The organism is Dactylosporangium sp. NPDC005555, assembly GCF_040605635.1.
GTDB lineage: Bacteria > Actinomycetota > Actinomycetes > Mycobacteriales > Micromonosporaceae > Dactylosporangium.
In genome coordinates this window covers 1-19480 of record NZ_JBEXDG010000033.1, presented here as the reverse complement: position 1 = coordinate 19480, position 19480 = coordinate 1, and the positions used below count along the sequence as shown (strand labels likewise).

Sequence of the window (19480 nt, the reverse complement as noted above, 5' to 3'; positions counted from 1 at the left end):
CCGCCGCCCTGCCGGGCGGCGGCCGTCCGTCCGTGGCAGCCGCCCGGCTCAGACCGGCCGGTTGACCGCGGCGCGGGTCGAGCAGCTCTTGAAGTTGCCGTCGGGCAGCAGCTTGCACACCGTCAGCGTGATCCGCTCGCCGTACGCGGGACCGCCCTGGGCCGCCGCCGGGATGTCCTTGTAGTTGCTCAGGCCGCAGCCCTGTGCCGACGTCGACCAGGTGCTGCCGCCGGCGCCGGTCACCATCGCGAAGATGCCGTTGAGCCCGTCGCAGTACGAGTCGTGGGCCTCGACGTACCCGTTGCCGGTGCTGCCGACGGGGTTGGAGTACCACGTGCCGTACCCGAGTCGCAGCTGGCTGTTGTTGGCGCTGGTCATGTACGTGGTCAGGGTGTTGTAGCCGGCCGCGTGCGCCGGGGCGCCGCTCACGGCCAGCGCGACGGCGGACACGGCCGCCGTCACCCCCAGCAGCCGGCCGATGGGTCCGAAACGATGCACTGCGCTGTCTCCCGTCCGTCGGAACTGCGTGACGGGAGACAGCATCGAGCGGTCGCAATGCAGGAAGCTTGCGGAAACCTGGAATCGGGCGGGTCAGCGGGCGACGAGCCTCAGCGGGCGACAAGAGCTCAGCGGGCGACGAGCCTCAGCGGGGGACGAAGGCGCCGCGGGGGGTGCCGACGACGGCGCCGTCGCGGTAGGCGACCTGGCCGCGCAGGACGGTGGCGACGGGCCAGCCGCGGACCTTGCGCCCGGCGAACGGGCAGTGGTCCTGGCCGGACAGCAGCAGGTCGGTGGTGACCTCCTGCTCGAGGTCGGGGTCCACGACGGTGAGGTCGGCGTCCTGGCCGACGAGCAGGGAGCCCTTGCGCGGCCACAGGCCGTAGGCGCGGGCCGGGTTGCCGGAGACGAGTTCGGCGACCCGGTGCGGGGCGAGGCCACGCTTGTGCATGCCCTCGCTGAGCAGGATCGGATACAGCAGGCCGGTGCCGCCGAAGCCGGGCAGCGCCGGCCAGAGCTCGTCGCCCTTGTGCTCCTCCAGGCAGCACGCGTGGTCGGAGGCGATCCAGTCGACCTTGCCGGACAGCACCCCCGCCCAGAGCGCCTCCGTGTCAAGAGCGCTGCGGATCGGGGGGTTGACCTTGCCGCCGAGGCCGGACAGCTCGTCGTAGTTGAGGCACAGGTGGTGCAGGGTGACCTCGGTGCGCAGGTCCAGGTCGGGACGGGCGAGGCGGGCCTCGTTCGCGGCCGCGAGCGCCTCACCGCTGGACAGGTGCAGCAGGTTGACCGGGCACGCGGTCGCCGCCGCCAGGGTCGTCGCCTCGCCGATCGCGACCCGCTCGGTGAGCGGCGGGCGGGCGTCGGAGTACGCCTTCAGCGTCTGCGGGTCGCCGGCGGCGCGGACCCGCTCGATGAACAGCCGCATCAGCTCGGCCTGCTCGCAGTGCAGCGACAGCGAGACCCGCCGGCCGGTGTCCTGGGCGGCGGCGGAGACGGCCTCCATGATCTGGTAGAGGTGGCCGAGGTCGTACTCGTCGCTCATCGTGAACGCCTTCGCGTCCCGGGAGTCGGCGGACAGGTTGAAGCCCTTGTAGAACATGTAGTACTTGAACGAGCTGATCCCGTGCCGGTCCACGAGCGCGGGCACCTCGCCGACCTGGCGGGTGTCCATCGGCGCGAGGTGGAAGCCGTAGTCGGTCCAGGCGTGGCCGGACACCGCGTCGAGGACCTCGGGCAGGATGTCCTCGTAGGCGCCGGTCCTGTTCAGGTAGTGCTGGCCGGTGCGGAAGTAGGACAGCACGGTCGTCGCCCCGCCGACCAGCGACGAGCGGGTCTCCTCGGCCGCGTCGACCGCGAGGGGCCGGTAGATGCCGAGGTGGTAGTGCGCGTCCACGCCGCCCGGGAACACCAGCTTGCCGGTCGCGTCGAGGACCTCGTCCGCATCGTCGAGATCCTCGCCGATCGCGACGATACGTCCGTCCTTCGCGGCGAGATCCGCCCGGACCGTGCCCGTGTATGGGAGCACCAGCGTGCCATTGCGAACCAGCAGGTCGTACCGCGCCACGTGATCATCCTTTCCGGCGTTTCCCTGAGAGTAACGGGGTTTCCATTTCGGCGGAAGTGCCGTTAGGCTCTGCTGGTGGAACTGCAGCCCGCCTTAGCAGGGATCACGGTCGTGGACGTGTCCACCCTGTTCGCCGGCCCCCTCGCCGCCACCATCCTCGGGGACTTCGGCGCCGACGTCATCAAGATCGAGCATCCCGCGAAGGGTGATCCTTCCCGCGGCCACGGCCCCGCCAAGGACGGCGTGCCGCTGTGGTGGACGCTGCTCGGGCGCAACAAGCGCTGCGCCACCCTCAACCTGTCCCGCCCCGCCGGCGCCGAGCTTCTCAAACGCCTCCTCGCGGACGCCGACGTGCTCATCGAGAACTTCCGGCCCGGCACCCTGGAGCGCTGGGGCCTCGGCCCCGACGTCCTCGCCGAGGTCAACCCGCGCCTCGTGATCGCCAGGGTGACGGCGTTCGGCCAGTTCGGCCCCTACGCGTCGCGCCCCGGCTTCGGCACCCTGGCCGAGGCGATGAGCGGCTTCGCGGCCATCACGGGCGAGCCCGACGGCCCGCCGACCCTGCCGCCGTTCGGCCTCGCCGACGGGATCGCCGCCATCGCCACCGCGCAGGCCGTGACGACGGCGTTGCTCGCCCGGCACGGCACCGGCAAGGGGCAGGTGATCGACCTGGCCATCATCGAGCCCATCCTGACCCTGCTCGGGATGCAGCCCATGGTCTACGACCAGCTCGGCGTCGTCCAGGGACGCACCGGCAACCGCAGTGTCAACAACGCGCCGAGGAACACGTACCGCAGCCGCGACGGCAAGTGGCTCGCCGTCTCGACGTCCGCCCAGGCCGTCGCCGAGCGCGTGCTCCGGCTCGTCGGGCACCCCGAGGTGATCGACGAGCCGTGGTTCGCGGCCGGCGCCACCCGCGCCCTGCACGCCGACCTCCTCGACGGCTACGTCGGCGACTGGATCGCCCAGCGCGACGCCGCCGACGTGGTCGCCGCGTTCGAGGCCGCGGAGGCGGCGGTCGCCCCGATCAACGACATCGCCGGCGTGTTCGCCGACCCGCAGTACGCCGCGCTCGGCACCCTGCGCGCCGTCGACGACCCCGACCTCGGCCCCGTGCGGATGCAGAACGTGCTGTACCGGCTGTCCGCCACCCCCGGCGACATCCGGTGGACCGGCCCGAGGCTCGGCGCGCACAACGAGGAGATCTTCCGCGACCGCCTGGGTCTCAGCGCCGAGGACGTCGAGAAGCTGCACGCCGACGGGGTGCTGTGATGTTCGGGTTCCTCGCCGGCGCGACCGTGCTCGACCTGGCGCAGCCGATGCGCCGCGGCATGCCGCAGTCGCCCAACCACCCGCCGTTCCGGATGGCCCTGGAGCGCCGCCACGGCGACCTGGTCCGCCCCGACGGTGGTTCGGCCGCGAACGAGCTGATCGTCACCGGCGGCCACGTCGGCACCCACGTCGACGCCCTGGCCCACGTGTCGCAGGACGGCGTGCTCCACGGCGGCGTCGAGGCCGCCTCGGTGCAGTCCCACCTCGGGTTCACCTCCCACGGCATCGAGTCCTTCGAGGTGTTCGTCGGCCGCGCGGTGGTCCTCGACGTCGCCCGGGTGCACGGCGTGCCGGTGCTGCCGGCCGGCTATGAGATCACCGCCGCCGACCTCGACGCCTGCGCCGCCGACGTACGTCCCGGCGACGCCGTCCTCATCGGCACGGGGTGGTCCCGCCGGTGGGACGAGCACGACGCGTTCATCGGCCACCGGGACGGCACGCCCGGCCCAGGGGTCGGGGCCGGGGCGTGGCTCGCCGATCGGCAGGTCCGGGTCGTCGGGGGCGAGACGATCGCGTTCGAGCACATCCCGGCCGGCAAGGGGCACGCGGTGCTGCCCGTGCACCGGATGCTGCTGGTGGAGCGCGGCGTCCACATCGTGGAGACGATGCGGCTGCACCCGCTGCTGGACACCGGCGCCCGCGAGTGCCTGCTGATCCTCAACCCGCTGCCGATCGTCGGCGCGACCGGCGCCCCGGTCCGCCCCCTCGCCATCCTCCCCGCCGCTGGGGGTGCGGCATGACGACCGCCGCCGTCCACGCGACGGACGGCCGGCGCGCCGGCGGTGCGGCATGACGGCCGTCGAGCGGCTCGCCGAGTTCGCCGTCGCCTGCCGGGACGAGCCGCTGCCCGGGGCCGTCGTCGCCGACGTGCCGGCCCGGGTCCTCGACATCCTCGGGCTCGCCCTCGCCGCCCACGGCGACCCCGACGCCGACGCCGCGCCCGCCGTCCTGCGGTCGGTGCGCCGGTGGGGCGGCACCCCCGAGGCGACCGTCATCGGCACCGGTGAGCGGCTCCCCGCCCCGGCCGCCGCGCTCGTCAACGGCACCCTCGCGCACTCGCTGGACTTCGACGACACGCACCTGCCGTCGGTGCTGCACCCGTCCGCGTCCGTCGTCCCGGCGGTCCTCGCCACCGCCGAGGCCACCGGCGCGTCCGGCGCCGCGGTCCTCGCCGCCGTCGCCGCCGGCGTCGAGCTGACCAACCGCCTGGGCATGGCCGCGTACGACCCGGCGATCGCCAACAGCATCTTCTTCGAACGCGGCCTGCACGCCACCTCGATCTGCGGCGCGATCGGCTCCGCGGCCGCGGCGGCGCTGCTGCTCGGCCTCGACGCGCCCCGCGTCGCGTCCGCGATGGGGGTCGCCGCCAGCATGGGCGCCGGCCTCATCGAGGCGAACCGCACCGGCGGCACCGTCAAGAAACTGCACTGCGGCTGGGCCGCGCACGCCGGCGTGTCCGCCGCCTACCTCGCCGCCGACGGGCTCACCGGCCCGCCGACCGTGCTGGAGGGCAGGTTCGGCTTCTTCGCCGCGTACACCGACGGCCGCCACGACGACGACGCGCTGCTGGGCGACCTCGGCACCCGGTGGGAGCTGCTGCGGACCGCGTTCAAACCGTATCCGTCCAACCACTTCACGCACCCGGGCATCGACTGCGCCCTCGCGCTGCGCGCCGCCGGCCTCGACGCGTCCACCGTGGACTGGATCGAGCTCGGCGTGGCCGCCCCGACGCTGCGCACCATCGCCGAACCGGTCGCCGAGAAGGCCCACCCGCGCAGCACCTACCACGGGAAGTTCTCCGGGCCGTACACCGTGGCGACCGCGCTGCTCGGCGGCGGCGGCCTTGGCGTCGGCCTCGACGACTTCACCGGGCCGCTCGACCCTGACCGGCTCGCCCTGGCCGCGAAGGTCCGCTGCGTGCGCGACGACCGCGCCACCGGGATCTTCCCGCACGCCTTCGCCGCGGTCCTGCGTGTCGGCGCCGCCGGGCAGGTCCACGAGCACCGCGTCGACGCCTCACTCGGCAGCGCCGGGGCCCCGCTCTCCCCCGCCGACCTGGCCCGCAAGTTCCGCCTCAACGCCACCCGGGTCCTGTCCCCCGCCGACGCCGACGCCCTCGCGGCCCGCACCACCGCCCTGCCCGGCCTCCCCGCCGTGGACACGCTGCTGCGACCCTGAGGCCTCAGCGGAGGGCCGAGGGCGCGACCGCGTGCTCGCCGTCGTGGTTGCGGCTGTACTGCACGACCTTGCCCTTGCGGACGCGGGCGAGGAGACCGGCCCGGTACAGCGCGTTGAGGTGGTGCGACACCGTCGACTTGCTCAGCCCGTGCCGCCGGCCGAGCTCGGTGGTCGACCGCGGCTCGTCCAGGTCGCGCAGGATCGCGGCCCGGCGGACCCCGACGAGCTGGATCAGCCCGGCGGAGCGCGCCGAGGGGGCGAGCCTGCCCCACAGCGGATACTCGACCGAGGCGTTGTCGAGGTCGTCCAGCTGCACCGCGAGGGTCGGGCAGCCGAGCATCGTCGGCACGAACACCAGGCCCGATCTGGGCAGTTCGTAGTCCTGCTTCCAGGAGACCGTCAGCTCGATCCGGGTGCCGGTCCACCGGACCGACGGGTGCAGCGTGTTGAGGGCGTGGCCGATGCCGTACCGCGCCATCAGCCGCCCCCGCGCCGCCAGCTCCGCGTCGAGGGCGTCGCGGATGCCGGTGATCTGCTCGGCGAGGACGGTGTCGTAGAACCGGTGCAGCCCGTCGGCGGCGCGCCTGGCGAACGACCCGTCGTCGAGGGCGTCCCGGACCTCGCGGGACTGGTCCCCGAGCCGGGGGTCCAGCAGCTGCTCGACGGCCACGCCGGCCGGCGTCGCACGGATCCGCTCCAGCTGGTGGTGCCGGTCCTCGTCCCAGCCCAGCATCGACGGGCTCGGCGTGAGCAGGTCCGGCGAGTATCTGGCGGCGGCCCGGACCGCCTTGCCGAGCAGCGCCACGTCCCGGTCCCGCAGCGCGAAGCGGGCGGCCGGCCCGGGGTCGCCGAACTCGCGGTGCCGGGCGCCGCGGGCCGTCAGCCACAACCACGCCAGGGTCTCCACGGCCGGCGACGCCGCCATCCGCAGCCTGGCAATGCCTTCCCCACCGACCATCACCGACACCATGCGGCCAGTCTACTGACGCGCCTCGATCGCTCCGGGTGGCAAACGGTTCGACGATCGTCGAACCGTTTGCCACCCGGGCGCCGATGCAGTGGACTCGCACCGACGGACAGGATCGGCCGCTGACGGGGGCGGCCGATCCGGTCAGCGGCGGAGCCGGGCGCAGGCGTCGAGGGCCTGGTGCAGGGCGTCCTCGACGGTGTCGATGTCGTGGCGGTCCAGGGCGTGCCGGATCCGGGTGAGGCACGCGGCCAGCAGGCGTGCCTCACCGCGCGGGGCCGGCGCCCGGGTCGCGCCGCCACGGACCCGGGCGAGGGCGCCGGTCGTGGCCAGCCGCGCCAGGTCGCGCTGCGTGGTGGCCGGCGACGCGCCGGTCGCGTTGCGCACGTCGGTGATCGTCACGTATTCGCACCGCGCCAGCAGCTCGATGATGCGCTGGTAGCGCACGGCCGGCAGCATGGGCCCGGCCTCTTCCGTCATGGTCATCGGCGGCACCGCCTCACGAGATGGGATACAACTGACCGTCGGTGGCGACGGCCGGGCCGAAGTCGACCTCGCGGCCGTCGACGGAGAACCGGTAGCGCCCGAGGCGGCGGATCACCGGCTTCGCGTCCAGGTACTGGCGCATGTCCTCGAGCTCGGCCGGGGTCAGCCAGCTCGGCGGGTCGGACACGGCCCGGAAGCCGCACACGTCGGCGAGGTCCCGCAGCCAGCGGGTCTGCTGGGTGGTGAGCAGGTTGAGCTTGCTGCGGAAGTAGATGACGTCGGGGTCGACCTCGACCAGCGGCGACTGCCACAGCCGGTGCACGCTGTTGACGACGGCGTTGCGGGCGGTGGCGTCCGACGGGTCGATCGACGCGTAGTTGTCCCACATCGGCGCGACGTCGGGGCCGCTGCGCAGGCCGTCGAGCAGGCCGAGCGACGGCACCAGGATCGCGCCGGAGCCGAGCAGGTAGACGTCGTCGCCGGCGGCCTCCCGGATGACCCGCAGTCCGGTGCGGTAGAGCGACTCTCTCGAAGGGCCGGCGGCGGGCGCCGCGCCGGCGTTGATGAAGTCGAGCTTGAGGTAGCGGTACCCCCACTCGTGCACCACGGTCCGGATCAGCCCGGCGACGTGCGAGAGGGCGTCCTCGCGGGCGAGGTCCAGGGCGTAGTAGGGGCCGCCCCAGTTGTACCCGGCGACGACCGGCCGCCCGTCGGCGGAGCGCAACAGCAGCTCGGGACGTTCGAGCGCGAGGCGGGAGTGCGGCAGCGCGATGAACGGGGCCAGCCACAGCCCCGGCGTGAAGCCGGCGTCGGCGATGCGGTCGGCGACGGCGCGCATCCCGCTGGGGAACTTCGCGTTCGGCTGCCAGTCCCCGACGAGCTCCTCCCAGCCGTCGTCGATCTGCACCACGTCGAACGGCAGCCCGGCGAGGTCGGCGACGTCCTTGGTGAGCTGCGCCTCGGTGACGTTCTCGTAGTAGGCGTACCAGCTGCACCACACGTTGCCGGCGCGGCGGGTGCCGGCGCCGAACCGCGACGCGAGCTGGTCGGTGTATGCGGCGAAGACGTCCTCCTCGGGGCCGTAGGCGAGGAACCATTCGGCGCCCCCGTCAGCACCCCCGCCGGCGTACCAGCCGGTGATGGTGTCGTGGTCGGCGGCGAGCCTGGGCGTGTCGAGGCCGAGGGCGCCGAGCAGGAGGGTGCCGCCGCCGGGGCCCTGCAGCGCGGCGACGGCCGAGGAGTGGTGCCGCGCCGGGTCGTCGAACGTGGGATCGTCGGCGGTGACCAGCCGGGTCGGGTTCGGCACCCGCAGCGGGGGTTCGCTCAGCCGCCGCCAGCCGCACGGGCTCCACGAGTTCTGCCCGTGCCGGTAGAACGACGCGTCGCCGAGGCCGTGCAGGATCGCCACCCGGCCGGGGGGCAGCAGGACGCCGCCGGGGGCGGGGCGCGGTGCGCCGTCGGCGGAGTGCTGGAGGGCGAAGCGGTGTCCGCCGACCTCGACGAGCTGTGCCATGGTTCTCCTCATCAGGTGGTGTCACGGCGGGGTGCGGCCACAGCACCCCGCCGCTCGAACAGCGGGGCAGGCGCTACTTGAACAGGCCGTTGACCTGGTCGTTGGCCTTCTTCAACGCGTCAGCCGGGGCGGCCTGGCCGAGCGCGACGGACTGGATGGCGTCCTGGACGATCTGGCTGACCTCGTTGCCGTGGTCGGTGATCGGCAGGAAGAACGTGCCGCCGGACGCGGTCGCCTGGTCGGTGAAGGCCTGCACGTTGCGGCCGGCCGCCTTGTGCGCGGCGAGCGCCTTGTCGGTGCCGGACCTGACGGCGGGGAAGACGACGGCCTTCTCACCGACGATGTCCTGGCACGCGGACGAGCCGAGGAACTTCACCCACGCCCACGCCTGCTCGGGGTGCTTGGTGCCGGCGTAGATGGCGTCGGACAGGCCGTTGATGGCGGTCTTGCGGCCGGCCGGGCCGGTCGGCAGCGGGGCGAACGCGTACTGCTGCTTGGCGCCGGTGCCGAGGTAGGTGCCGATGGTCCAGGAGCCGACGATGGTGTACGCGCCCTGACCGGAGTCCATGACGGCGTCCCGGCCGAGGGTCGACTGCTTGTCGAACTTGGGCGCGTAACCCTTGTCGATGAGGTGCTTGAACCAGCCGATGGTCTCCGCGAGCTTCGGGTCGTCGTACTTGTACTTCGTGCCCCACGGGTTCTTGTCGAGGTAGGTGAAGCCGTTGGCGACGGCGAGGTCGCCCCAGCCGTTCTGGCCCTGCGAGCCGTCCGCCCACTCGGGCAGGAAGCCGTACACCTTGACCTTGTTCTTGTCGAAGGCCGGGTCGAGACCGTTGCGGCCCTGCGCGTCGACGGAGGCCTTCGCGATCGCCTGCTCGAACGTGCCGCCGTCGGCCGGGTTCCAGGTGAGCTTGTCCAGGCCGGTGGTGTCGGTGACGAGCTTGGTGTTGTAGACCAGCGACATGGTGTCCCAGTCCTTCGGCAGGCCGTAGCGCTTGCCGTCCTTGACGAACAGGTCCGCGAGGCCCGCCTGGTACTGGCCGAGGTCGACCTTGTCCTTCGTGACGTACGGCTGGATGTCGAGGATCTGGTTGCTGGACACGAACTGCGGGTAGTACGACGCGTGGTCGGTCCACACGTCCGGCGCCCCGCCGGCGGCCAGCTGGGTCGTGAGGTTCTGCCAGTACTGCGTCCACGCGGTCTGCGTGAACTTGATGGCGATGCCGGGGTTGGCCTTGGTGAACTCGTCGGCGCACGCCTGGTAGGCGGGCTGCTGCTTGTCGTCCCAGAGCCAGTAGTTGAGCGTGACGTTGCCGCCGTCGTCGCCGGATTCGGCGCTGCAGGCCGCGAGTGGCAAGGCGAGCGCGGCGACGGTCAGCGACGCCGCGATACGGAGTCTGGACATGGTTCTCCCTTTCAAAGGAGGGCGGGGGGTGTCATTTGATGCCGGTGAAGTTCAGGGACTGCACGAGCCGTTTGCCCAGGAAGATCAGCAGCAGCAGGACCGGCAGGACGGACAGGGTGGAGCCCGCCATGAGTCCGGTCCAGTCGGGTTGGGTGTTCGGTGACTGCTGGAGGAAGACGCCGAGCGCGACGGTGAGCACCCGGTTGTCCTCGCCGCGGCCGACGAGCAGCGGCCACAGGTAGTCCTTCCACGCCCACACCGACGTGGTGAGCGCGATGGTGATGAGCGGGCCCCGGCTCATCGGGACGATGACCCGCCAGAAGATGCCCCAGCGGCTCGCGCCGTCGATGACGGCGGCCTCCTCGACCTCCCGCGGCACGGAGAGGAAGAACTGCCGGAGGAAGAACACCGCGAACGGGGTCATCAGCAGCGACGGGGCGACCATGCCGGCGTAGGTGTCGATGGCGTCGAACTGCCGCACGAGCGCGAAGTTGGGCAGCAGGGTGAAGATCGGCGGCACCATCAGCGCCGCGACGACGGCCCCGAAGACGAGGTCACGGCCGGGGAAGCGCAGGCGGGCGAAGGCGTATCCGGCCATGGCGCAGCAGAAGGTCTGGACGGTCGCGATGAGCCCGCAGTAGATGAGGGAGTTCATGGTGTACCGCAGGAAGTTGATCTTCGCACCCGAGCCTCCCGCCTCGCGTGCCGTCCTGTCGTCGACGAGCCCGAGGACCCGCCAGAAGTTGATCATCGTGGGGTGCTGCGGCACCAGGCCGGCACTGTCGGTGTACAGGTCGGCGGCGGGGGTGAGCGCCGTGCGGACCATCCAGTAGAACGGCAGGATCGTGACCACGAGGAAGGCGATCAGCGCGGTCCAGGCCAGCAGCCGGCCGGGCGTCAGGCGGCGTTTCATGGGTGTCAGCCCCTCTCAGGTCAGGTCGGAGCGCGAGGCGCGCAGCAGCCACATCTGCACGGCGGTGAGCACGCCGAGGATCAGCACGAGCGCCATCGCGACCGCTGCGGCGTAGCCCATGTGGAAGTACGTGAACGCCTGCTGGTAGATGTAGAAGTAGATGACCCGGGTGGCGCCGACCGGCACGACCTTCTCGGTCACGGCGACGGTGTCGAAGATCTGAAACGAGCCGATCAGCGACACGACGAGCACCAGCGCGAGGATCGGGCGCAGCAGCGGCAGCGTGATCATGCGGAACATCCGGAACTCGCCGGCGCCGTCCAGCGCGGCGCTCTCGTAGAGGTGCGGCGGGATCTGCAGCATCCCGGCGTAGAGCAGCAGCGCCGTGTAGCCGGTGTAGGCCCACGTGTTGATGAGCGCGATCGACGGCATCGCCAGGTCCGGCGAGGTGAGGAAGCCGCGGCTGGAGAGGCCCGCGGCGGTCAGCAGGTGGTTGACGAAGCCGAGGTTGGCGTCCAGCAGCCACATCCAGAGCAGGCCGACGGTCACGTTGGGCACCAGCCACGGCAGCAGCAGCGTGGCCCGCAGGACGACGGAGCGGGTCAGCCGGTGCATGAGCGTGGCCACGCCGAGCGCGAGCAGCGTCTGCGAGCCGATGTTGACGAGCACGTAGTACCCGGTGATGCGCAGCGACTTCCAGAACTGCGCGTCGGTGACGAGCTTGGCGTAGTTGTCGGCACCGACGTACGACGGGGTGTTGAGCAGGCTGTAGTCGGTGAGCGAGTACCACACCCCGCGCGCCGTCGGGTACAGGTAGAACACCGCGAACCCGGTCAGCACGGGCAGCAGGAACAGCCAGGCGACCCGCCTGTCGTCGCGGTGACGGCGCGGTCCCGCGATGACCGGCCCGTCTGGCGGGGCTGACGCCGGCGGGGCGGTCACCGCCAGGGAGTTACGCATCGTCACGATCCGTGCCTCGATTCGTCCATCGAAAGTCTTCGAGTTTGATGTCTTGCGGCGGGGGGTGGACGGCCGTTAATAATGATGAAGCTCAGGGAAAGTTTGTCAACACCTCCTCGTATCAGACCGAGGTACGGGGACCTACACCCCACGTCCCGGAGGCCCATCCATGCGTACCGCCCTGCGGCGGCGAGGCATCGCGTTCGCCGCCGCACTCTGCACGGCCGCCGCTACGGCCGTGCTCGCCGTCGCTTCCCCGGCCGCGGCGGCACCCGCCGGTCCGCCGGCCAGACCGGCTCCGCCCGCCACGCCGAGCCCGGCCCTGACCGACCACCCGCTCACCGCCGCCCCGAGCCCGCTGGACAATCCGCTCAAGGGCTTCGCCCGGTTCTACTTCCCGGGCGACAACCAGAACACCGGCTATCCCCGGTCGCTCGCCTGGAGCTACTTCGGGCTGTCCGAGGTGATGACCAACGCCGCGAACTGCGGCAGCTACGACTGGACGATCGTGGAGAACGCGCTCAACGAGATCGCGTCCTACGGCAACCAGGCGGCGATCCGCTTCTTCATGGAGTACCCGGGCGGGACCGGCTCCCACCCGGGCAACTCGATCCCGCACTGCTTCGACGGGCACGTCACCTACCGCAACAACACGTTCTGGGGCACCGTGTCCCCCGACTACGACAGCCCGTACCTGCTCAGCGCCCTCGGGAACTTCATCGCCGCGTTCGGTGCCCGGTACGACGGCGACCCCCGCATCGGGTTCATCAACCTCGGCATCGTCGGCCTGTGGGGTGAATGGCACACGTGGCCGTTCGACACCGACACCGCCGACGGCTACCCGAACCTCATGCCGACCGACGCGCACGGCGCGCAGATCGTCGCCGCGTTCGACACGGCGTTCAACAAGACGAAGCTGGAGATCCGCTACCCGGACTCCGCCGGCGGCGCCGCCAACACCCGCGACATCGGCTACCACGACGACTCGTTCTGCTACAAGGAGGGCTCCCCGCTGCAGGGCGTCACCCTGCCGCAGTCGATGGGCGGCGCGAGCTACTCGCAGCTGCAGCGCGCGCTGAACATGGGCGTGGAGAACAAATGGATCACCAGCTCGATGGGCGGCGAGGTCCGGCCCGAGATCCAGAGCTCCGCGTTCTCCTCGTGGCCCGGCGGCTCCGGCCAGGTCGACACCATGAAGGCCTGCATCGAGCTGGAGCACACCACCTGGAAGATCAACCAGACCAGCCAGAGCTACGCCGCGAGCGACCCGAACGTGGCCGCCGCGGTCCGGCTGATGGGCTACGACCTGTCCGCCACCCACGCCTTTTACCAGAACACCGTGTCCGGCAGCAGCGCGAACATCGGGGTCACGCTCGTCAACAACGGCGTCGCCCCGTTCTACTACCCGTGGACGATGACGCTCGGGCTGAAGAACTCCGCCGGCACCGTGGTCAAGACCTGGGACACCCCCTGGGACCTGCGGACCGTCCAGCCGCTGAAGATCCGGGCGTTCCCCGACTGGGGCGTCGGCGCCGACCCCACCTACCGGGACTTCGGCTACCCGCAGTACTTCCAGTCGAGCGTCAGCCTCACCGGGGTCGCGACCGGCTCGTACCAGCTCGTGCTGCGGGTCAAGAACCCCCTGGAGGCGCTCAGCCCGGCCGCGAAGCAGCTCCGCTTCGGCAACGCCACCCAGAACGCCGACGGGTGGCTCGGCCTCGGCGCGATCGGGGTCGGGTCCGGCGGTGGCGGCGACACCACCGCGCCGAGCGTCCCGACCGGCCTCACCTCACCGTCGAAGACCGCCAGCAGCGTGTCGCTGAGCTGGACCGCGTCCACGGACGCGGTCGGGGTCACCGGCTACCGGGTCCTGCGCGGCGGCACCCAGGTCGGCACCACCGCGACCACGTCCTACACGGACAGCGGGCTGTCGGCGTCGACCGCCTACACGTACACCGTGCAGGCCTATGACGCGGCAGGCAACGTGTCGGCCGCGTCGAGCCCGCTGACCGTCACCACGTCCGCGAGCGGCGGCGGTGGGGGCGGCGGCATCGGCCTCGACGACTTCGACGGCAACCCGGCCTACCCGTCCGCGGCGAAGAACGACCTCGCCAAATGGACCGGCGGCAACTGCTTCACCAACGGCGGCGGCGGTGTCGTCGCCGGCGGGGCGCTCACGTTGCAGTACAACAACTGCGGCTGGTTCGGCAGCGACGTCGCCACCGACGTGTCCGCGTACACGTACCTCGTCGTGCGGGTCAAGGGCAACGCCGGCGGCGAGCAGGCCCACTTCAACCTCGGCCTCGGCGGCACCACCAAGCTGTTCGCGGACTACACCCTCGACGGCGGCGGGCACCCCGTCATCACCACGACCTACCAGGACATCAAGATCCCGATGGTGGCCAACGGCATCAACCGGAGCAGCCCGGCCCAGCTCGCCATGGGCTTCTGGTTCGGCGGCAACAGCAGCATCTCCATCGACCACATCTCCTTCACCAACTGACACCCCCGGCCGGCGCCGTCCACAGTGTCCACTTCGGACGGCGCCGGTCCATTCGAGGAGAGCCCCATGAGACGGCTCATCGCCGCCGCGTGCACCCTTGCCCTGATCCTCGTCCCGGGCGCCGCGACCGCCGCCGCGCCGACGACCACCGCCACCTACACCGCCGACCTCGCGACCGTGTTCACCAACCCCGAGCGCGGCTTCCACAACCGGTACGAGATCATCGACGACCCCGCCGTCAACGACTACGCCAGCAACACCATCCCCGGCTTCAACCCCGACATGCTCGACCGCACGTTCGCCCGGGCCCGCACCAACGGCAACACCCTCGTCCACAGCTACCTGCACCTCGACAAATACCAGAACAGCGACCTGCCGCCGGCGCTGCTGGCCAACCTCGGGACCGGCTTCGCCGCGATCCGCGCCCAGGGCATGAAGCTCGTCCTGCGGGTCGCCTACGTCTGGGACGGCTACTCCGCGGTCACCGAGCCGCAGATGGAGCGGCACATCGACCAGCTCGCCCCGGTCCTCGCCGCCAACGCCGACGTGCTCATGCACATCGAAGCCGGCTTCTTCGGCGCCTGGGGCGAATGGCACTCCAGCCCCTACACCGCGTCGTCGGAGGAGAGCCAGGCCCCGGTCCGGTACAGGCTGGTGAAGAAGCTGCTCAGCAGCACCCCGGCGACGATCCCGGTCGCGATCCGCTACCCCATCTTCAACTACGAGTTCCGGCAACGGACCACCCCGCCGCCGGGCTGCCCGCTGCCGGACAACTGCCTCATGACCACCCAGGACCTCGACCGGCTCGGCTTCCACGACGACTGCTTCCTCGCCGACACCGCCGACATGGGCACCTACGACCAGAACTCGTGGCTCGGCTGGTTCGACGTCGCGGTCAAGAAGCAGTGGGTGTACGACATGCTCACGTCCACCGGCGGCAACACGATGGTCGGCGGCGAGACCTGCAACGCCAGCGGCGCGAACGACGCCGCCGGGGTCGGCGCCCAGTACGAACTGTCGCAACAGCACTGGACGGAGATCAACGAGGACTACGCGCCCGTCAACACCGACATCTGGAAGGCCGCGCACCTCGCGGCGTCCGGCAGCGACCCGGCCGAGACGCTGTTCACCCGCATCGAACGCAAGCTCGGCTACCGCCTGCGCCTGCTCGACGCGACCTTCACCGCGCAGGCCGTCGCCGGCGCGCCGTTCACGTTCGCCGCGCACCTGTCCAACGACGGCTACGCGGGCATCGTCAAGCCCCGCCCCGCGTTCCTCGTCTTCGACAACGGATCCCAGCGCTACAACGTGCCGCTGCCCGGCGTCGACCCGCGCACCTGGCGCCCCGGCGCCGCCACCGTGCCGACGCAGACGGTCACGCTGCCGGCGATGACAGCCGGGACGTACAAGCTGGCGCTGTGGCTGCCGGACCAGGCGACCGGGCTGCGCGGGAACCCCGCGTACTCGGTGCGGCTGGCCAACACCGGCACCTGGGACGCGGCGAAGGGGTACAACGTCCTCGCATCGTCGATCCAGGTCGGCTCGTGCACCGCGGACTGCGTCCCGCCGTCGGCGCCTGTGCTGACCTCGACCGGCACGACGGCCACCTCGGCGTCGTTGTCGTGGACGGGCGCGACCGACAACGTCGGCGTCACCGGCTATGCGGTGCTCCGCGACGGTACCCAGGTGGCCACGGTCACCGGCACGTCCTACACCGACACCGGGGTGCCCTCGGGGTCGCACACGTACACCGTCACCGCCCGCGACGCGGCGGGAAACATCTCCGCTTCGAGTAATGCCGTGACCGTCGGCGTCGGCTGCACCGACTGCGCGGCGCCGTCCACCCCGACCGGCCTCGCCGTCACCGGGACGAGCACGTCCTCGATCGCGCTGTCCTGGAACCCGTCCACGGACAACGTCGGCGTCACCGGATACGTCGTCTTCCGCAACGGTACGCAGGCCGCCACGGTCACCGGGACCTCGTTCACGGACAGCGGGCTGAGCGACGGGTCCTACACGTACACCGTGAAAGCCCGCGACGCGGCCGGCAACCTCTCCCCCGCGTCGGCGCCGCTGACCGCGGCGACCGCTCCCCCGGCGCCGCCCGGGCTCGTCGTCGACGACTTCGACGGCACGCCCGCCTACCCGTCGGCGGCGAAGAACGACCTCGGGAAGTGGACCGGCGGCAACTGCTTCACCAACGGCGGCGGCAGCGGCGCCGTGGCCGGCGGTGCGCTGAGCCTGCAGTACAACAACTGCGGCTGGTTCGGCAGCGACGTCGGCGTGGACGTGTCCAGCCGCACCTACCTCGTGATGCGGGTCAAGGGCAGCAGCGCCGCCCACTTCGACCTCGGCGTCGGCGGCACCACGAAGGTGTTCGCCGACTACACCCTCGACGGCGGCGGGCATCCCGTCCTGACGGACACGTTCCAGGACATCAGGATCCCCCTCGTCGCCAACGGCATCAACCGTGCCAACCCCGCTCAGCTCGCGATGGGCTTCTGGTACGGCGGCAGCGGCACCCTCACGATCGACAGCATCTCCTTCGTCTAGATCCTCACGACGGTGCTGGTCAGCCGGGCGCGCTCGGCTGACCAGACCACCCGGTGCGACGCCAGGCTGGTCGCCATGTCCGAGCTGAGCAGGCCGGGGTCGTCGGCGGCGACGGCGGCGAGGAAGGCCGTGACGAGGCCCTCGTCGCCGCCGTCGTGGCCTTCTCCGACGTCGCCGGTGCCGGTGGTGCCGGTGGTGCTGGTGGTGCTGGTGCTGGTGGTGCCGGTGCGGAAGTCGGTGACGTGGAGGAGGCGGCCGTCGCCCTCGATGCTGCCGTGGGTGCCGAAGAGCCTGGTCTGCCGGCGCTGCATCGGCGTAAAGGCCGTCATGGTGAAGGTGGCCGTCACGCCGCCGGTGTACTGCATGGCGACGACCTGGTGGTCGACGACGTCGTTGTCGCAGTCGTACACGCAACGGCCGTAGGGACCGTTGCTCAGGGCGCTTTCGAGCTTGTGCGGGTCCAGCTCGTCGATGACCGCGTCCAAGGGCCACTTGTATTCATCCAGCTGGTACAACCGGACCGCAGAATACGGGCACTGCGGCTCCACGGCGCAGTCCGTGCACCTCGTGCCGGCGCGCTCCGGCTTGTTGCCGGCGTGGAAGTGGGCCAGGCCGCCGAAGGAGGCCACCGATCGCGGGGTGTCGCCGATCACGTACGCCAGCCAGTCGAGGTCATGGCAGGACTTCGTCAGCAGCATCGGGCCCGACTCGTCCTCACGCCGCCAGTTGCCGCGGACGAACGAGTGCGCCTGGTGCCACCAGCCGACCGGCTCCAGGTGCTGCACGCTCACCAGGTCACCGATCTCGGCGATCGCCCGCTTCAGCGCTTTCGTGTACGACGTGTAGCGCAGCACATGGCACACCGCCCCGATGACCCCGGCGGCCTCGACGGCGTCGGCGATCCTCCGCGCTTCGGGCTCGGTGGGGGCCATCGGCTTCTCCAGCAGCAGGTGGTACCCCATACCCGCGAGCCTGACGGCGGGCTCGGCGTGCAGGCGGTCCTGGGTGGCGATGATGGCGGCGTCCGCGACCTTCGTGGTCAGCTCCTCCCAGCTTTCGAAGACCCCTCGCGCCGGGATGTCGTGCGCCTTGGCGAATGCCGCCCGGCGGCCCTGCTCCGGCTCGGCGACCGCCACGATCCGGCCGCCGTTGCGCTCCGCGAGCCGCGCGTACTGCCGCCCGCGCAGCCCCGCACCGACCACGGCGATCGTGACGGGCTTGCGATCCCCTGAGGACTTTGTAAACTCCATAGCAATATTGGCGGGCCGACGGCACGATACGTCAAGGGGGCGGACTGTGACAGATCAGGTCATCAGCGGCACCGATCTGTCCAGGCTGCGCGAGCTCAACTCGCTGTCGGTCGTCCGGGCGCTGCGCGACCAGCCCCCGGCGACGGTCACCGAGCTGGCCAAGCTCACCGGCCTGTCGCGGCCCGCGGTCGACGTGATCGCCCAGGGCCTCGTCACCGGCGGCTGGGCCACGGTCGTCGAGCCCGGCGGCAGCAGCGTCGTGGGGCGGCCCGCCCGGCGGTACCGTTTCCGCGCCACCGCCGGTCACGTCATCGGCGTCGACGTGGGCGCGCACAAGATACTGACGTTGCTCGCCGACCTCGACGGCAACGTGGTGCACACCGCCCGCTGCACCGTCGCCGCCGACGCCGACCCCCGCGAGCGGCTCGCCGCCCTCGACCAGATCCTGGCCACCTGCCTGCTCGAGGCGGGCAAGACCGAGCAGGACATCTGGGCGGTCACCATCGGCGTCACCGGCCCCGTCGACGCCAGCGGCAAGACCACCCTCTTCACACCGCTGCCCGGCTGGCAGACCGTCGACCTCGGCGCCCACCTCAGCGACCGCTTCACCTGCCCCATCGTCGTGGAGAACGACTGCAAGCTCGCCGCCCTCGCCGAGCGCTGGCAGGGCGCCGCCCGCGACGCCAACGACATCGTCTTCCTCCTCGCCGGCATGCGCAACGGCGCCGGGCTCATCATCGACGGCGTCCTGCGCCGCGGTTACGGCGGAGCCGCCGGCGAGATCGGCGCGCTGAAGGCCGTCCGCTGGCTGACGGCACCGTCCCACCTGGAGCGGTGCCCTGGCGTGCCGGCCACCGTCAGCCCCGACGACGCCGCCGCCTGGGTCTTCAACGCCGCCCGCGACGGCAACCGCGACGCGCGCACCGCCGTCAACCGCTACGTGAAGGACCTCGCCATCGGCACCGCCGCCCTGGTCCTGGCCCTCGACCCGCAGGTCGTGGTCTTCGGCGGCGGCTTCTCCCGCTCCGCCGACCTGGTCCTCGACCCGCTCCGCCGCGAGCTGCAGCGCCTGTGCCTGCGCCTGCCGGACGTCCGCGCCTCGACGCTGGGAGCGGACAGTGTCGCCCTGGGCGCCCTGCGGCTGGCCCTCAACGAGGTGGACCAACGCCTCTTCACCCTCGGCCTCAGCGCCCCGGTGGCCCCCCGCCGGTAGCGACCGCGCAGCGCCCCCCGTGATCCGGAAGACTTTGTGTAGTCAGGGGTCAATGCCGGTGAGTTAAGGATTTGCGTCGAGGGTTGTCGATGCCGCGTGGCGGCTTGCGCAGCAACGAAGCTCCCGTTACACATGCTGTCGACCA

Annotated in this window: 15 protein-coding genes; 6 read left to right on the top strand and 9 right to left on the bottom strand. The window is 71.5% G+C overall.

All coding sequences use genetic code 11. The annotated features are described in order from the left end of the window. Nucleotides 1-48 precede the first annotated feature (48 nt). Both ABZS58_RS31180 and ABZS58_RS31175 read right to left on the bottom strand, forming a co-directional pair. Nucleotides 49-498, bottom strand: coding sequence for a hypothetical protein (locus tag ABZS58_RS31180; RefSeq protein ID WP_354786809.1), 450 nt, complete (start codon nt 496-498; stop codon nt 49-51). Between the two features lie 145 nt (nt 499-643). Beyond that, the gene (locus ABZS58_RS31175; protein WP_354786808.1) at nt 644-2062 is read right to left on the bottom strand and encodes a dihydroorotase family protein; all 1419 of its coding nucleotides are present in this window, start codon (nt 2060-2062) and stop codon (nt 644-646) included. Nucleotides 2063-2137: 75 nt separating this feature from the next. Here ABZS58_RS31175 and ABZS58_RS31170 point away from each other — a divergent pair, with 75 nt between their 5' ends. The 3 genes from ABZS58_RS31170 to ABZS58_RS31160 are packed head-to-tail and all read left to right on the top strand — an operon-like array spanning nt 2138 to nt 5572. Continuing rightward, entirely contained in the window at nt 2138-3334 is a 1197-nt protein-coding gene (locus ABZS58_RS31170) for a CoA transferase (RefSeq protein ID WP_354786807.1), read from the top strand. Next, entirely contained in the window at nt 3334-4134 is an 801-nt protein-coding gene (locus tag ABZS58_RS31165) for a cyclase family protein (protein ID WP_354786806.1), read from the top strand. Before ABZS58_RS31170 ends, ABZS58_RS31165 begins: the two co-directional genes overlap by 1 nt. Before the next feature lie 49 nt (nt 4135-4183). Further along, the gene (locus ABZS58_RS31160; protein ID WP_354786805.1) at nt 4184-5572 is read left to right on the top strand and encodes an MmgE/PrpD family protein; all 1389 of its coding nucleotides are present in this window, start codon (nt 4184-4186) and stop codon (nt 5570-5572) included. A gap of 4 nt (nt 5573-5576) precedes the next feature. On the opposite strand, the gene ABZS58_RS31155 is transcribed toward ABZS58_RS31160, so the two are convergent. From ABZS58_RS31155 to ABZS58_RS31130, 6 genes are all read right to left on the bottom strand, one after another. After that, nucleotides 5577-6542, bottom strand: coding sequence for a helix-turn-helix domain-containing protein (locus tag ABZS58_RS31155; RefSeq protein ID WP_354786804.1), 966 nt, complete (start codon nt 6540-6542; stop codon nt 5577-5579). Between the two features lie 141 nt (nt 6543-6683). Next, nucleotides 6684-7025, bottom strand: a complete 342-nt coding sequence (locus tag ABZS58_RS31150) for a DeoR family transcriptional regulator (protein WP_354786803.1) — start codon at nt 7023-7025, stop codon at nt 6684-6686. A 13-nt stretch (nt 7026-7038) separates the two neighbouring features. Continuing rightward, nucleotides 7039-8538, bottom strand: a complete 1500-nt coding sequence (locus ABZS58_RS31145; RefSeq protein ID WP_354786802.1) for a glycoside hydrolase family 36 protein — start codon at nt 8536-8538, stop codon at nt 7039-7041. A 73-nt stretch (nt 8539-8611) separates the two neighbouring features. Continuing rightward, nucleotides 8612-9943 (bottom strand): sugar ABC transporter substrate-binding protein, encoded by a 1332-nt coding sequence (locus ABZS58_RS31140; protein ID WP_354786801.1) that lies wholly within the window; start codon nt 9941-9943, stop codon nt 8612-8614. A 31-nt stretch (nt 9944-9974) separates the two neighbouring features. Then, on the bottom strand, nt 9975-10856 hold the full coding sequence (locus tag ABZS58_RS31135; RefSeq protein WP_354786800.1) for a carbohydrate ABC transporter permease: 882 nt from the start codon (nt 10854-10856) through the stop codon (nt 9975-9977). Nucleotides 10857-10871: 15 nt separating this feature from the next. Then, nucleotides 10872-11816 (bottom strand): sugar ABC transporter permease, encoded by a 945-nt coding sequence (locus tag ABZS58_RS31130; protein ID WP_354786799.1) that lies wholly within the window; start codon nt 11814-11816, stop codon nt 10872-10874. A 169-nt stretch (nt 11817-11985) separates the two neighbouring features. On the opposite strand from ABZS58_RS31130, the gene ABZS58_RS31125 reads away from it, so the two are divergent. After that, nucleotides 11986-14319: a carbohydrate-binding protein gene (locus tag ABZS58_RS31125; RefSeq protein ID WP_354786798.1), complete on the top strand. Its 2334-nt coding sequence runs from the start codon at nt 11986-11988 to the stop codon at nt 14317-14319. Between the two features lie 66 nt (nt 14320-14385). Beyond that, nucleotides 14386-16872 (top strand): DUF4832 domain-containing protein, encoded by a 2487-nt coding sequence (locus ABZS58_RS31120; protein ID WP_354786797.1) that lies wholly within the window; start codon nt 14386-14388, stop codon nt 16870-16872. Here ABZS58_RS31120 and ABZS58_RS31115 read toward each other — a convergent pair. After that, nucleotides 16869-18122, bottom strand: a complete 1254-nt coding sequence (locus tag ABZS58_RS31115) for a Gfo/Idh/MocA family oxidoreductase (RefSeq protein WP_354786796.1) — start codon at nt 18120-18122, stop codon at nt 16869-16871. The genes ABZS58_RS31120 and ABZS58_RS31115 overlap by 4 nt on opposite strands. Nucleotides 18123-18168: 46 nt before the next feature. Here ABZS58_RS31115 and ABZS58_RS31110 point away from each other — a divergent pair, with 46 nt between their 5' ends. Further along, complete coding sequence (locus ABZS58_RS31110) at nt 18169-19335, top strand: ROK family transcriptional regulator (protein ID WP_354786795.1); 1167 nt, start codon at nt 18169-18171, stop codon at nt 19333-19335. Nucleotides 19336-19480: the final 145 nt, after the last annotated feature.